Source organism: Allobosea sp. UC22_33 (genome assembly GCF_042700715.1).
Taxonomy (GTDB): Bacteria; Pseudomonadota; Alphaproteobacteria; order Rhizobiales; family Beijerinckiaceae; genus Allobosea.
In genome coordinates this window covers 4,581,370-4,594,470 of sequence record NZ_CP170556.1, presented here as the reverse complement: position 1 = coordinate 4,594,470, position 13,101 = coordinate 4,581,370, and the positions used below count along the sequence as shown (strand labels likewise).

Below are 13,101 nucleotides of genomic sequence, written 5' to 3'. Positions count from 1 at the left end.
ATTCGCGCCGGGACGGGCAAGCCGCCCCGGAGGTTCCGGGCGATCAGAATACGATCGTCCGCGAATGTCCATGGCTGCCGTAGCATAGACTGTCGGCTGCCGGGGAGGGCCTTGGGGGAGGGCGGTGGCGTCAGGCCGCGGGGAGCCTCAGGCGACGGCCAACTGCTGCTGCGCCGGGACGGGGAAGACCCGGTCATAGGCGAGATTGAAGAGGAAGGCGTAGACCACGTAGAAAACCACGATGGCGAGGTCCATCACGAAGGTCTCCCACAGGCCCATGCCGAGATACCAGGCCATCGGCGGCAGCAGCAGGACCAGCAATCCGCCCTCGAACAGCAGCGCATGCAGCACGCGCAGCTGCAGGCTCTTGCGGGTATGTCCGGCGAAGCGAAGCATCGCGTGGTCGAAGCCGAGATTGTAGACGAAGTTCCAGAGCGTCGCGACGGTGGCCGAGCCGACACCGATCACGCCCATATGGGTCGCCGGCAGGTTGAAGAGCATGGCGCCGCCGGGGATCACCAGCGCCAGCCCGATGATCTCGAACATCACCGTGTGGCGAACCCGATCGGGGAAGGAGCGCATGGACATCTAAAACACCTGTCGTTCTCGTTGACGCGCTGCTTTCTATCGCTAAATCTGGTTATCTAAAGTTAGATTATATCTGGATATCAGATAGATGAATCTCTCCTTCGAGCAGCTCGAGGCCTTCGTCGCGGCTGCCGAGCAGGGCTCCTTCTCGGCAGCGGGCCGGGCTTTGCGCAAGGCGCAGTCGGCGGTGAGCACGCAGGTCGCCAATCTGGAGGAGGATCTGGGTGTCGTTCTGTTCAGCCGGGCCGGGCGCAATCCGGTGCTGACCTTGGCGGGCGAGCGGCTGCTGCGCGAGGCGAAGGTGATCCTGGATCGCCGGGCGCATCTGATCGGCGTCGCCACGAGCTTCGAGAGCCTTGTCGAGACGCGGCTCGTCGTCGCCATCGACGAGCTCTATCCGGAGCATCTGCTGGGCGCGCTCTTCGCCGATTTCGCGCGGCATTTCCCGCATGTCGAACTGGAGCTGCTGTTTCCGCTGATGGAGGATGTCAGCCAGCTCGTCCTGGCCGGGCAGGCTGATATCGGCGTGATGTGGCGCCAGGAGGCGTTGCCACCGGAACTCGGCTTCCAGACGGTCGGCTGGGTGCCGATCAAGCTCGTCTGCGGCAAGGGCCATCCGCTGGCCGGCACGCGCGTCGACTGGGAGGATCTGAAGCGGCACCGCCAGATATTGGTTGCAGCGCGTGGCGACGGGCCGGAAAAGCAGCGCCTGCGCGTCGCGGCCGAGGTCTGGTGGGTCGAGAGTCACTGGGTGATCCTGCAACTGGTCAAGCAGGGCATCGGCTGGGCCTTCGTCTCCAGCTATGTCATCGCGCATTCGCCGGTGACGGCCGATCTCGTCACGCCCGATCTCCAGTTCGACGATTTCGACCTGCCGGTGGCGCTGGAGATGGTCTGGCACAAGCAGCGCCCCTGCGGGCCGGCGGCGCGCTGGCTGCGCGAGCGCTTCGCGGCGGCACGCATCGGAGCGGATTGAGCCTTCCGGCCGCTACTGGTGGAAGGTCCAGAGCAGGCTTTCGCTGAGCTCCTTGAGGGCCTCGACGGCATCCGGCCGTTCGCGTGCGACGGCGGCAATGAGCGCATCCGCCAGCGCGAAGACCGCGGTCGGCGAGTTCGGCAGCAGACGGCTGCGGGCGGGAGCGAACAGGGTGACGTCGGCGACGGGTGCGAGCGGCGAGGTCGGGCTGTCGGTCAGGGCGAGCAGCGAGGCGCCGCGCTTCTTGGCGAAGGTCGAAAGATCGAGCGTGGCACGGGAATAGCGCGGTACCGAGATCGCGACGACGAGATCGTCGGGCCGCGCCGACATCATGTGACGGATGGCGCGCTCCGGGCCGGTGCGCGATGACGCGAAGATCACGTCGGCATCGAGATAGAGAGCAAGCCCGTCCTCCAGGAAGGAGGCGACGTGGTGGCTGGCGCCCGAGGCCGCGATGAAGACGCGCGGCGCCTTCAGCAGCAGTTCGACAGCCTTGGTCACGGAAGCCTCGTCCAACCCATCGCGTGAGGCCTGGAGATTGGCGTTCTGGTCGGCGAGGGCCGCGGTGAAAGTCGCGAAGATCGAGCCGGCTGCGGAGCGGGCGCCGGCGAAGCTGTCGACCGGGTCATGGGCGAATTTCAGGGCGGCGGAGAGCCCCCCGCGGAATTCGCTGTAATTGGCGTAGCCGAGCGCCCTGACAAAGCGCGTCACCGTCGCGTTGGACGTGCCGCTGCCCTCGGCCAGCCCCTCAATCGTCATGGTCGCGACATCCAGCGGATGCTGCAGCACGAAATCGGCGGCGCGGCGATGGCCGCTGCTCAGCGACGGGTAGACCTGCGCGATCCGGTTCGAGAGATCCGTCGTCGGCTTCAGGCCCTGTGACATGCGCGGCTACCCGATTGACGTTCGAAAATTTTCATGTTTGCTACTAGACGAAAATAAAGCTGTCAAAAGCGGCTTCAACCGGGAGCGGACCCTATCATGCGTAAACCTGTTTTCCTTGCGGCTTTCGCGGCCGCCTGCCTCGCCGGCACGGCTGTCTCGGCGCAGACCCTGCGCATCGCTCTGTCATCCGAGCCGACGGCCGTCGATCCGCATTACCACGACCTCACCCCCAACAATGCGCTGGCCCAGCACATCTTCGACTCGCTGGTGCGCCAGGACGAGCAGCAGAAGCTGCATCCCAGCCTCGCGACCGCGTGGGAGAACGACGGCAAGAACCGCTGGACCTTCAAGCTGCGCGACGGCGTGAAGTTTACCAACGGCAAGCCCTTCACGGCCGAGGACGTCGTCTTCACCTTCTGCCGCACGCTGAAGAACGAGACCAAGGTCTCCGATTCCTTCGCCGACGTGACCGGCAATTTCGCCTCGGTCGAGACGCCCGACGCACAGACGCTGGTGATCAACACGAAGGAGCCCGAGCCGCTCCTGCCGAACCTGCTCTCGGCGCTTCCCATCCTCTCGGCCTCCATCGTCGAGCACGGCCCGATCAGCTACGACGTCGCCAAGAACTGTGGCGTGACCGGTCCGTGGCCGACCGTGACCGGCTTCAATGACGGCACGCTCGCCGTCGGCACCGGCCCCTACAAGCTGAAATCCTATGTCCGCGGTTCTGCGATCGAGCTCGAGCGCAACCCGACCTATTGGGGCAAGGCCGAGCCGTGGGCGACCGTGCGCCTGCTGCCCGTCACCAATGCCGGCCCGCGTCTCGCCGGCCTGCTCGCCGGCGACTACGACGTGATCGAGAACCCGGCGGCACGCGATCTCGGCCGGATCAAGGACGACAAGCGCTTCGGCCATGTCATCACCCCCTCGACCCGCGTCGTCTATTTCCAGCTCGACGTCGCCCGCGACCAGAGCCCCTTCGTCAAGTCCGAGGACGGCAAGAACCCGCTGAAGGACCTGCGCGTCCGCAAGGCGATGTCGCTCGCCATCAACCGCGACGCCATCGTCAAGCGCATCATGGACGGTGCCGCGGAGCCGGCCTACCAGTACCTGCCGACCGGCATGTTCGGCACGCGGGCGAATCCGCCGAAGCTGGCCTATGACCCGGCGCAGGCCAAGAAGCTGCTGGCCGAAGCCGGCTATCCCAAGGGCTTCCAGGTCACGCTCTCGACCACCAACGATCGCTATATCAACGACAGCCAGATCACCCAGGCCGTCGCGCAGTACCTGACCCAGGTCGGCATCAAGGCCGAGGTCGATGCGATGACCCGCGCGATCTACTTCCCGCGCCGCGCCAAGAAGGAATTCTCGGTGGCGATCGGCGGCTGGGGCTCCGGCACCGGCGAGGCAGCGTCGTTCCTGCGCCAGTGGCCGCCGACCCCGAACGAGGCCAAGACGATCGGCGGCTCGAACTATGGCGGCTACAAGAACGACCAGTTCGACAAGATCATCCGCGAGGCGATCTCGACTCTCGACGACGCCAAGCGCGCGTCGCTGCTGCAGGAAGCCGGCAAGATCGTCATCGACGACTACGCCTTCATCCCCCTGCACTTCGAAAGCGGGATCTGGGCCTTCAAGTCCGAGCTCGACGTCAAGGGCCGTGCCGACCAGTTCATGCTGGCGATGTCGGTGAAGCCGAAGGCCAAGTAAGTCGCCGGCCGACAGGCCATCGACAAGCCGGGCCGCCTCTCGCAGGGCGGCCCGCGAACCATTGAGCGGAGCCGGTCGAGCGTCATGAGCGCCTATGTCCTGCAGCGACTGATCCAGAGCGTGCTCGTGCTGCTCGCGGTCTCGGTCGTGGTGTTCTTCGCCGTCTACGGTATCGGCGATCCGATCGAGCTGCTCGTCTCGCCCTCGGCGAGTGCGGCCGAGCGCGAGGCGCTGGTCCGGCGGCTGGGTCTCGACCTGCCGGTCTGGCAGCAATATTTCGTCTTCATGGGCAATGCGCTGAAGGGCGATCTCGGCCGCTCCTTCGTGCATGGCGTGCCGGCGATCGAGCTCATCCTCGGCCGCCTGCCGGCGACGTTCGAGCTCGTGCTGCTCTCGATGACGCTCGCCATCGTCACCGGCGTGCCGCTGGGGCTCTATGCTGGACTCGATCAGGATAGCCGCCCCTCGCGCATCATCATGGGCTCAACCATCCTCGGCTTCTCGCTGCCGAGCTTCTGGAAGGGCATGATGCTGATCCTGCTCTTCGCGGTCGTGCTCGGCTGGCTGCCGACCGCCGGGCGTGGCGAGACGGTCTCGGTCCTGGGCATCCAGACCAGCCTGCTGACACGGGACGGGCTTAGCCATCTCGCCCTGCCGGCGATCAATCTCGCGATCCCCCAGATGGCCCTGATGATCCGGCTCGTCGCCGCCGGCACGACCGAGGCGATGACGCAGGACTACGTCAAATACGCGCGCGCCAAGGGCGTGAAGCCGCGCCGCGTCGTCGGCCGGCATGTGCTGCGCAACATCCTGATCCCGGTCGTCACCGTGGTCGGCATCGAATTCGGCAGCCTCGTCGCCTTCTCGACGATCACCGAGACGGTCTTCGCCTGGCCGGGCATGGGCAAGCTCCTGATCGACTCGGTCTACCAGCTCGATCGGCCGGTGGTCGTCGCCTATGTGCTGCTGGCGACGCTGCTCTTCGTCACCGTCAACTTCCTCGTCGACATTCTCTATGCCGCGCTCGACCCGCGGGTGAAGCTGACGGGAGATATGGCATGAACGCCCCAGCGAAAGCCCCGGCGATCCCGGATTATGCCGACACGCCGCTCCGCGAGAAGGTGCTGCGCCGCATCCGCAACCGGCCGACGACGCGTGGCGCCGCGATCCTGCTCGGCATCATGGTCGCGCTCGCCCTGCTCGCGCCCTTCATCGCGCCGCAGAACCCGCATGACCTCGCCGCGCTCAGCGTGATGGACAACCGCCTGCCGCCGGGCGAGACCGGCATGAACGGCATGACTTACTGGCTCGGCACGGATTCGCAGGGCCGCGACATGCTGAGCGCGATCCTCTACGGTTTGCGTACCAGCCTGATGGTCGGGCTCACCGCGACGCTCGGCGCGCTCTTCATCGGTATCTCCGCCGGGCTCGTGGCGGCGCAGTTCGGCGGCGTGGTCGATGCCGTGATCATGCGCGTCGTCGATTTCATGCTCGGCTTCCCCTCGATCCTGATCGCGCTCGTGCTGCTCGCCTCGATCGGGCGCGGGGTCGACAAGGTCATCCTCGCGATCGTCTTGGTGCAATGGGCGCAATATGCCCGGCTGATGCGCGCTTCCGCGCTGGTCGAGCGGCGCAAGGAATATATCGAGGCTGCGCTCAATTTCGGCCTGCCGACCCGGCACATCATGATCGCGCATCTGCTGCCGAACTCGGTCGGCTCCGTGCTGGTCGTCGCCTCGATCAGCATCGCCGGCGCGATCACGCTGGAGGCGACGCTGTCCTTCCTCGGCGTCGGCGTGCCGGTGACGCAGCCCTCGCTCGGCCTGCTGATCGCCAACGGCTTCGAGTTCCTGCTCTCCGGCGAATACTGGATCGCGGTCTTCCCCGGCATCGCGCTGGTGCTGCTGATCGGCTCGCTCAACCTCGTCGGCGACCGGCTGCGCCGCAGCTTCAATGTGCGCTCATGAGTGAACCCTTGCTCGATGTCCGCGGCTTGCGGACCGTCTTCCACGCACTCGACGGCGCCTGGCCCGCTGTCGACGGCGTCGATCTTAGCGTCTCGCGCGGCGAGGTGCTGGGCTTGGTCGGCGAATCCGGCTCCGGCAAGTCGGTGACCGGTTTCTCGCTGGTGCGCCTGATCGATCCGCCCGGCGAGATCGTCGCCGGCACGATCAGCTTCAGCGGAGAAGACCTGCGCGCCGCATCCGAGGAGCGTCTGCGCGACTTGCGGGGCGACCGCATCGCGATGATCTTCCAGGACCCGCTGATGACGCTCAACCCGGTGCTCAGCATCGGCGAGCAGATGAGCGAGGCGATCCTGGAGCATCGCGATTGCAGCCGCGAGGAAGCGCTCGGTGAAGCAGCCAAGGCGCTGGCCCGCGTCGGCATCTCCTCGCCGGAAGCGCGGCTCAAGCAGTTCCCGCACGAATTCTCCGGCGGCATGCGCCAGCGCGTCGCGATCGCGACCGCGCTGCTCAATGCGCCCGACCTGATCATAGCCGACGAGCCGACGACCGCGCTCGACGTCACCATCCAGAGCCAGATCCTGTTCGAGGTGCAGAAGCTCGCCCGCGAGACCGGCACGGCCGTGCTCTGGATCACGCATGACCTCGCCGTAGTAGCCGAACTCGCCGACCGGGTGGCGGTGATGTATGCCGGCCGCGTCGTAGAGATCGGGCCGGTTGACGAGGTGCTCGATCAGCCGCGCCATCCCTATACGCTCGGCCTGCTCCATTCCTCGGCCGCCAACGTTCTGCCTGGCGAGCGCCTGAACCAGATCGATGGCGTCGCCCCGCGTATCGATGCTCGGCCCAGCGGATGCCCGTTCCGGCCGCGCTGCCCGCGCGTCCAGCCGGTCTGTTCAGAGCGCGATCCTGAAACGACAGGCGAGGGCGCTCATCGCTTCCGCTGCCACAATCCGGTGCCGGTGGGAGAAGCGGCATGAGTGCTTCGACAAGTGCTTCGACGAGCGCCCCGATCATCGAGCTCAAGGGCATCACCAAGCATTTCCGCCGCAAGCCGACCTTGGCGGAACGCATCCTGATGGCGACCGGGCGCGGCAAGGCGCCGCCGGTGCTGCGCGCCGTCGACGGCATCGATCTCAGCGTCAAGCGCGGCGAGGTGCTCAGCCTCGTCGGCGAATCCGGCTGCGGCAAGTCCACGCTGGCGCGCGTCGTCACCGGCATCCTGAAGCCGACGACCGGCGAGGTGGTCTACGAGCAGCGGCCCGTGGTGGGGCTCAAGGGCCAGGAGCGGCTCGATTTCCTGCTGAAGGTCCAGATGATCTTCCAGGACCCTTACGCTTCGCTCGACCCGCGCATGAAGGTCAGCCGCATCGTCGGCGAGGCGCTCAGCGTTCACAAGCTGCTGCCGAAGGCTGAGATCGACGGGGCGGTCGACCAGGCGCTGAGCGAGGTCGGGCTCGATCTCGCCTATCGCGAGCGCTATCCGCACCAGTTCTCGGGCGGCCAGCGCCAGCGCATCGGCATCGCGCGGGCACTCGCCGTGAAGCCGGATTTCCTGGTCTGCGACGAGCCGGTCTCGGCGCTCGACGTCTCGATCCAGGCGCAGGTCATCAACCTGTTCATGGATGTGCGCGAGCGCCATGGCCTGACCTATCTCTTCGTCAGCCATGATCTCGGTCTCGTCCGCCATATCAGCGACCGCGTCGCGATCATGTATCTCGGCCGCATCGTCGAGGTCGGCACGGCGGCTGAGATCTTCGCCGAGCCGGCGCATCCCTATAGCGCGGCGCTGATCGCGGCGATCCCCTCGGCGGCGCGGCGCAAGCGCACCTTCCAGCCGCTCAAGGGCGAGTTGCCCTCTCCATTGGCGCCGCCGCCCGGCTGCCCGTTCCATCCGCGCTGCGACAAGGCGATGGCGGTTTGCCGCGAGGTCCGGCCGGTCCTCACCGAGGTCGCGCCCGGCCGCAGCGCCGCTTGCCATCTGCACAAGGCTCCGGAGGCCGCATGATCACGAAAACCCTGAACCCGCCGGTTGGGCGCAGCACGCTGCCCTTCATCGACGCGAGCCATCTGGACAAGCCGCTGGAGGTGAACTTCTACCGCCCGGCGCGGCACCAGCCGAACGATCCGGTCATCGTCGTGCAGCACGGCATGCTGCGCAATGGCGACGACTACCGCGATTTCTGGATCGATGCGGCCGAGAAGCACAACCTGCTGATCGTCGCGCCGACCTTCCCGAACGAGCCTTTTCCGAAGGCCGAGGGCTACAATAACGGGCTGGTGGTTTCGGCGGAGGGTACGATCGCGCCGCGCACCGAGTGGCTCTACGCGGTGCCCGGCCGCGTGCTCGATGCGCTGCGGGCCGCAGGCGTGATCGGCAAGCCGGTGATCCGCATCTTCGGGCATTCGGCCGGCGGCCAGTTCGTGCATCGCATGCTGGCGACGGAAGGCGGCGCGCTGTTCGAAGCGGCGATGGCCTCCAATCCCGGCTGGTACACCCTGCCGACGCCGGAGCGTCATTTCCCCGAAGGCCTCGGCGGGCTTGGGCTGGACGCGGCGGCGCTGACGCGCTGGCTCGCCTATCCGATGATCCTCTTCGCGGGAGACCGCGACATCGTCACCGACGATCCGAACCTGCCGGCGCAGCCCGAGGCGCTGGCGCAGGGGCCGCATCGCTATGGCCGCGCCCATTTCATGCTCGATTTCGGCAAGGCGGAAGCGGCGCGCCTCGGCGTGCCCTGCAACTGGCAACTGATCACGGTGGCCGGCATCGGCCATGACGGGGCGGCGATGTCGCGCGCGGCTGCGTCCTACTGGTTCGAGGGCGGCCGGATTCCGCCGGCCGAAGAGCTCGGCAAACAAGCCACTCCGGTTCTCTGATCGACTTCGATCAGGCCTCGCCCGTCTCGGGCGGGGCCTTTTTCGACATCGCCGCGCTCCGGCCGCCAGTGCCGCCGGAATGGGCAACCTTGCCGTAATCTTCGTCAGCAATCTGCGCATGCCGGCCCGCTCCGATCCACGGAGCCGAATCGGCTGGCAGATGTGTCGGCGGCGAGGAGCCCCCGCAAGGAGTCATCGATGTCTCGTATTCTTCCTCTGGCCGGCCTCGGCCTGATGGTCCTGTTCGCGTTGCCCGCACATGCGGCGGATCGTGCCCGGCAGCGGCCCCAGGAATGGCCGGCCTATTCGGCGCCGCGCGCCTATAACTGGAACGGCTTCTATGTCGGTGCCCATGCCGGCGGCGCCTTCGACCGCTTCAACGGCGTGAGCAAGAAGAGCCGCAACGAAATGCTGCTCGGCGGCCAGGTCGGCTACAACGTCCAGATGGGCACGATGCTGTTCGGCCTCGAAAGCGACATGTCGATGAACGGCTTCGGCAAGGGCTCGAAGCGCGGCGGCGGCACCTCTGCCGACATGCGCTATGTCGGGACGCTGAAGGCGCGCGCCGGTGTCACCTTCGATCGATTGCTGGTCTACGGCACGGGTGGTCTCGCCTATGGCAGCGTCAAGGCCAGCGACGGCCTCGTCTCCAAGACGCGCGGCAAGACCGGCTATGTCGTCGGCGCCGGCGCCGAATACGGCATCACCGACAATCTCTCCGCCAAGGTCGAATACAACTACGTCTCGCTCGGCAAGGACAATTTCCAGCTCGGCAACGGCCGCACGCGGGTGGGTGTCAACGAGCACCTGGTCAAGGCCGGCCTGAACTACCGGTTCTGATCGGCAAGGTTCCGGGCCGGCCCGTCAGCCGGCCCGGTGCGGGTTGCGGTATCGCGCGTGCGTCGCTGTCGCGCCGGCCGCAACCGGTCATGGGTGGAGCGTCATGTCTGGATTTGTCGCCCCTTCTCCGACATGACGTTCCATCCATGCATCACCACGGACGTGACATGCGCGCTTTGATTGTCGAGGACGAGCCGGAGCTCATGTCCTATCTCTCGCTGTTGCTCGGCAATGCGGGGATGGTCGTGGACCGCACGGATAGCGTGGAGACCGCACTCGCGGCCCTGCGGACGGCGCCGTTCGACATCGCCGTGGTCGACCGGCGCCTGCCCGATGGCGACGGGTTGTCGATCGTCAAGGCGATGGCCACGGCGGAGAACCGCCCGGCCTTCCTGATGCTGACGGCGCGCGACGCGAAGCCCGACGTGATCGAAGGGCTGAACGGCGGTGCCGACGATTATCTGGTCAAGCCGTTCGAGCCGGGCGAACTGATCGCACGAGTCCGCGTTCTCGCACGCCGGCGCAATCCCAAGCGTTCTCTTGTCCTCAGCGCCGGCAATCTCTCGCTCGACCTCGAAGGCCGCAATGCTTCGGTCGGAAAGGAGGCGCTCGACCTGCGCCGGCGCGAGGCGCTGATCCTCAAGGCATTGGTCCAGCGCACGGGCCGCGTCGTGACGCGCGACGTGCTGATCGAAGCGGTCTACGGCTTCGACGACCTGATCGAGTCGAACACGCTGGAAGCGCAGATCTCGCGGGTCCGGCGCAAGCTCCGCGATGCCGGCGCCGATGTCGAGATCACCTCCCTGCGCGGCATCGGCTATATCCTGAAGAAGGCCGAGCCGGCGCTTTAGCACATGGTTCGCACCGCGGTTGTCATTCCGGGGCGATCCGCAGGATCGAACCCGGAACCCACGACCGGGTGAGCCCGTCTGTCGCCAATTCGAAAGCGCCCACCCCGTCGTGGTTTCCGGGTTCTTCGCTGCGCGAAGCCCCGGAATGACAAGGGTGGTGCGAAGTCGCTGCGATCAGGCGTCGACAGCGTATCGCGTCGCTCAATCCAGCTACACGGTCCGGAAGGTCAACCGGATCGTCGTGCCGCCACCCTCCGTGTCGAGCAGATCGAGCGTGCCGCCATGGGCGGCCATGATGTCGCGCACGATCGTCAGGCCGAGCCCGGCGCCGGTCGAATGCGGCGACATCCGGTTGAACGGCTCGGTGACCTGCGCGCGCTTCGCGGCGGCGATGCCGATCCCATCGTCGCTGACCTCCAGCACGCTCCCGTCGATCACCTTGACCAGGATGGAGGAGCGCGCCTGCGCGTGGCGCAGCGCATTGTCGACGAGGTTGGCGAGCGCCGCGCGGGTGGTGGCCTCGTTGGCTGCGATCAGGACATCGCGCGGCCCTTCCTCTTCGAGTGCGATGCCGATGCCGTTGCTGAGCACGAGCGGGGCAAGATCGGCGAGCACGTCGCGGGCGAGCGCATTCAGCCGCAATGGCTCGAAGGGCAGCTCGGTGTTGTGCAGCCGGGCGAGCTGCAGCATCGAGGAGACGATGGTGGTGAGGCGGCTGACATCGGTCGTCAGCGCCAGGCGCTCGCCCTCGTCGGACAGCGAATCCACCTTGGTGCGCATCACCGCGAGCGGGGTGCGCAGTTCATGCGCGACATTGTTCATGAAGCGCCGCTGCACCTCCATATTGCCCGCGATCTGGTCCAGCGCCGAGTTCAGCGCCGTCGTCAGCGGCATCAATTCGACGGGTGTCTCCTCCGTCGGCAGCAGGCCGCGCGGCGCGCGCGGATCGATGCGGGCGGCGGCCTCGGCCGCGCTGCGCAGGCGGCTGGTGATATAGGACACCGACATGGCGATTGCCGCGGCGATCATGATCCCGAACACGACCGAGATCGCCGCGGCGGAACCTGCGATGGCACGCAGGAAATAGCCGAGGATGACGTCCCAGCCCGGCCGGCCGCCGCCGGTGGCGACGAGGATGCGGCTGCCGTCCTGCTCGGCGACATCGACCGAGAGCGCGTTGTCGCCGCCAACCCGCATCTGGGCCGCGATGGTCGGGCCGTCCAGCCGGATGTCGATCGGCAGGCCCGGCCGCAATTCTGGCGCATACTCGACGACGGAACGTCCATCGGAGACCAGATACCAGAGCAGCGGGCTGGCCTGCTCGATCTTGATCAGGCCCGGCGATTTCTCGACCTGCAGCGCCGCGCTGCCGGACGGGCGCACGCTTTGCCGAATGATCTGGGAGGTGACATCGTTGCGCAGGACGCCCGGGTCCTCGGTGATGAAGGTGAAGGCGAGCACGGCCGCGATGAAGGCGACGAACAGCACGATGCCGAGCAGCGTCAGCCGGATGGTGAGGGCGCGCGAGAGCGAGGTCATCGCCGGGCGCCCGTCAGCGGCCGCGCGCGTTTCGACGCAGGGGATATCGAAACGGTTTCAACGTTGCGGGTCGTCACGGAGCCTCTGTGCGGGTATGGCTTCTCGGGCCGGGGGCATCGCCCTGCCGGGCTCTGCATGGACCGTATCACCGTTGTCGTTCAACCCCCTCATGGACCGCCTCGCCTGATGCGTGCGCCGCGCGCCATGGCCGGACGATTCCGCCAGCGCCTGGCGCTGGCGGTTCTGCTCGCCGTCGCGCAGGTTCAGACGCCGGTCTTCGCGCAAGGCGTTCCCCAGCGAGACGATATCAGGCCCGGCCAATTGCCGACCGCGTCGCGCCATGACATCGCCAGGCTGGTCGATGGTGTGTTCGACACCGCGTCCAAGACGGTGAGCGTGCCGATCGAGCGCTCGCTGGCGCTGTTCGGCGAACCGAACGCCTATATCGTCGGCGGCGAGCTCAGCGGGTCTTTCGTGGTCGGCGGGCGGCATGGCAGCGGCGAATTGCGGTTCTCGGACGGGATGCCGATGCCGGTGATCTGGTCGGCGCTCTCGGTCGGCATCGGGCTCGGTGCCGATTACGGGCGGGTGATCATGCTGGTCTACGGGCTCGACCGGCAGGAGGATGTGTTCGGCACCTATACCAGCCTCGGCGGCAGCGCGCATTTCCTTGCCGGCGCGAATGCGACCATCCTCGCCTCCAGCCGGGCGCGGATCGTGCTGATCTCGTCCGGCCTGGGCTTGAGACTTTCGGGAGACCTTAGCCGGATTCGGATCGAGCCCGGCGGCGAGCCGGAGACGCTGCGCCCGCCCGCCGATATCTGCGGGGCGCCCGGCGGCTGCGCGCCGCCCGGCCGGCGCTGAGGCC

The 13,101-nt window shown here is 67.0% G+C and carries 13 protein-coding genes; 10 read left to right on the top strand and 3 right to left on the bottom strand.

Annotated elements, in window-relative coordinates:
• Positions 1 to 147: 147 nt before the first annotated feature.
• On the bottom strand, positions 148 to 582 hold the full coding sequence (locus tag ACFJGT_RS22220) for a PACE efflux transporter (RefSeq protein ID WP_377849044.1): 435 nt from the start codon (positions 580 to 582) through the stop codon (positions 148 to 150).
• A 94-nt stretch (positions 583 to 676) separates the two neighbouring features.
• Between ACFJGT_RS22220 and ACFJGT_RS22215 the strand changes: the two genes are divergently transcribed.
• Positions 677 to 1,564: a LysR family transcriptional regulator gene (locus ACFJGT_RS22215; RefSeq protein WP_377842576.1), complete on the top strand. Its 888-nt coding sequence runs from the start codon at positions 677 to 679 to the stop codon at positions 1,562 to 1,564.
• Positions 1,565 to 1,576: 12 nt separating this feature from the next.
• On the opposite strand, the gene ACFJGT_RS22210 is transcribed toward ACFJGT_RS22215, so the two are convergent.
• Positions 1,577 to 2,449, bottom strand: coding sequence for a MurR/RpiR family transcriptional regulator (locus ACFJGT_RS22210; RefSeq protein ID WP_377842573.1), 873 nt, complete (start codon positions 2,447 to 2,449; stop codon positions 1,577 to 1,579).
• Positions 2,450 to 2,545: 96 nt separating this feature from the next.
• On the opposite strand from ACFJGT_RS22210, the gene ACFJGT_RS22205 reads away from it, so the two are divergent.
• The 8 genes from ACFJGT_RS22205 to ACFJGT_RS22170 all read left to right on the top strand — a co-directional run bounded on the left by ACFJGT_RS22205 (position 2,546) and on the right by ACFJGT_RS22170 (position 10,694).
• Positions 2,546 to 4,159: an ABC transporter substrate-binding protein gene (locus ACFJGT_RS22205; protein WP_377842571.1), complete on the top strand. Its 1,614-nt coding sequence runs from the start codon at positions 2,546 to 2,548 to the stop codon at positions 4,157 to 4,159.
• Between the two features lie 84 nt (positions 4,160 to 4,243).
• Entirely contained in the window at positions 4,244 to 5,221 is a 978-nt protein-coding gene (locus tag ACFJGT_RS22200) for an ABC transporter permease (RefSeq protein ID WP_377842569.1), read from the top strand.
• Positions 5,218 to 6,126: an ABC transporter permease gene (locus ACFJGT_RS22195; protein WP_377842567.1), complete on the top strand. Its 909-nt coding sequence runs from the start codon at positions 5,218 to 5,220 to the stop codon at positions 6,124 to 6,126. Before ACFJGT_RS22200 ends, ACFJGT_RS22195 begins: the two co-directional genes overlap by 4 nt.
• Complete coding sequence (locus ACFJGT_RS22190; protein ID WP_377842565.1) at positions 6,123 to 7,103, top strand: ABC transporter ATP-binding protein; 981 nt, start codon at positions 6,123 to 6,125, stop codon at positions 7,101 to 7,103. The genes ACFJGT_RS22195 and ACFJGT_RS22190 overlap by 4 nt, the downstream gene beginning before the upstream one ends.
• Positions 7,100 to 8,131: an ABC transporter ATP-binding protein gene (locus ACFJGT_RS22185; protein WP_377842562.1), complete on the top strand. Its 1,032-nt coding sequence runs from the start codon at positions 7,100 to 7,102 to the stop codon at positions 8,129 to 8,131. The genes ACFJGT_RS22190 and ACFJGT_RS22185 overlap by 4 nt, the downstream gene beginning before the upstream one ends.
• Positions 8,128 to 9,003 carry an alpha/beta hydrolase gene (locus tag ACFJGT_RS22180; protein WP_377842559.1) on the top strand — a complete coding sequence of 292 codons (876 nt, stop codon included), beginning with the start codon at positions 8,128 to 8,130 and terminating at the stop codon, positions 9,001 to 9,003. The genes ACFJGT_RS22185 and ACFJGT_RS22180 overlap by 4 nt, the downstream gene beginning before the upstream one ends.
• 198 nt (positions 9,004 to 9,201) lie before the next feature.
• Positions 9,202 to 9,843 carry an outer membrane protein gene (locus tag ACFJGT_RS22175; RefSeq protein ID WP_377842556.1) on the top strand — a complete coding sequence of 214 codons (642 nt, stop codon included), beginning with the start codon at positions 9,202 to 9,204 and terminating at the stop codon, positions 9,841 to 9,843.
• Between the two features lie 167 nt (positions 9,844 to 10,010).
• Positions 10,011 to 10,694, top strand: coding sequence for a response regulator transcription factor (locus ACFJGT_RS22170; protein WP_377842550.1), 684 nt, complete (start codon positions 10,011 to 10,013; stop codon positions 10,692 to 10,694).
• A gap of 210 nt (positions 10,695 to 10,904) precedes the next feature.
• Here the strand turns inward: ACFJGT_RS22170 and ACFJGT_RS22165 are convergent, their stop codons facing one another.
• Positions 10,905 to 12,233, bottom strand: coding sequence for a sensor histidine kinase (locus ACFJGT_RS22165; protein WP_377842547.1), 1,329 nt, complete (start codon positions 12,231 to 12,233; stop codon positions 10,905 to 10,907).
• 186 nt (positions 12,234 to 12,419) lie between these two features.
• On the opposite strand from ACFJGT_RS22165, the gene ACFJGT_RS22160 reads away from it, so the two are divergent.
• Positions 12,420 to 13,097 (top strand): EipA family protein, encoded by a 678-nt coding sequence (locus ACFJGT_RS22160; protein WP_377842544.1) that lies wholly within the window; start codon positions 12,420 to 12,422, stop codon positions 13,095 to 13,097.
• The last annotated feature ends 4 nt before the right edge of the window (positions 13,098 to 13,101 follow it).

Bases quoted from the DNA above. Each gene is read 5' to 3' on its own strand.
- ACFJGT_RS22220 (WP_377849044.1), bottom strand. From the start codon at position 582: ATGCGCTCCTTCCCCGATCGGGTTCGCCACACGGTGATGTTCGAGATC.
- ACFJGT_RS22215 (WP_377842576.1), top strand. From the start codon at position 677: ATGAATCTCTCCTTCGAGCAGCTCGAGGCCTTCGTCGCGGCTGCCGAG.
- ACFJGT_RS22210 (WP_377842573.1), bottom strand. From the start codon at position 2,449: ATGTCACAGGGCCTGAAGCCGACGACGGATCTCTCGAACCGGATCGCG.
- ACFJGT_RS22205 (WP_377842571.1), top strand. From the start codon at position 2,546: ATGCGTAAACCTGTTTTCCTTGCGGCTTTCGCGGCCGCCTGCCTCGCC.
- ACFJGT_RS22200 (WP_377842569.1), top strand. From the start codon at position 4,244: ATGAGCGCCTATGTCCTGCAGCGACTGATCCAGAGCGTGCTCGTGCTG.
- ACFJGT_RS22195 (WP_377842567.1), top strand. From the start codon at position 5,218: ATGAACGCCCCAGCGAAAGCCCCGGCGATCCCGGATTATGCCGACACG.
- ACFJGT_RS22190 (WP_377842565.1), top strand. From the start codon at position 6,123: ATGAGTGAACCCTTGCTCGATGTCCGCGGCTTGCGGACCGTCTTCCAC.
- ACFJGT_RS22185 (WP_377842562.1), top strand. From the start codon at position 7,100: ATGAGTGCTTCGACAAGTGCTTCGACGAGCGCCCCGATCATCGAGCTC.
- ACFJGT_RS22180 (WP_377842559.1), top strand. From the start codon at position 8,128: ATGATCACGAAAACCCTGAACCCGCCGGTTGGGCGCAGCACGCTGCCC.
- ACFJGT_RS22175 (WP_377842556.1), top strand. From the start codon at position 9,202: ATGTCTCGTATTCTTCCTCTGGCCGGCCTCGGCCTGATGGTCCTGTTC.
- ACFJGT_RS22170 (WP_377842550.1), top strand. From the start codon at position 10,011: ATGCGCGCTTTGATTGTCGAGGACGAGCCGGAGCTCATGTCCTATCTC.
- ACFJGT_RS22165 (WP_377842547.1), bottom strand. From the start codon at position 12,233: ATGACCTCGCTCTCGCGCGCCCTCACCATCCGGCTGACGCTGCTCGGC.
- ACFJGT_RS22160 (WP_377842544.1), top strand. From the start codon at position 12,420: ATGCGTGCGCCGCGCGCCATGGCCGGACGATTCCGCCAGCGCCTGGCG.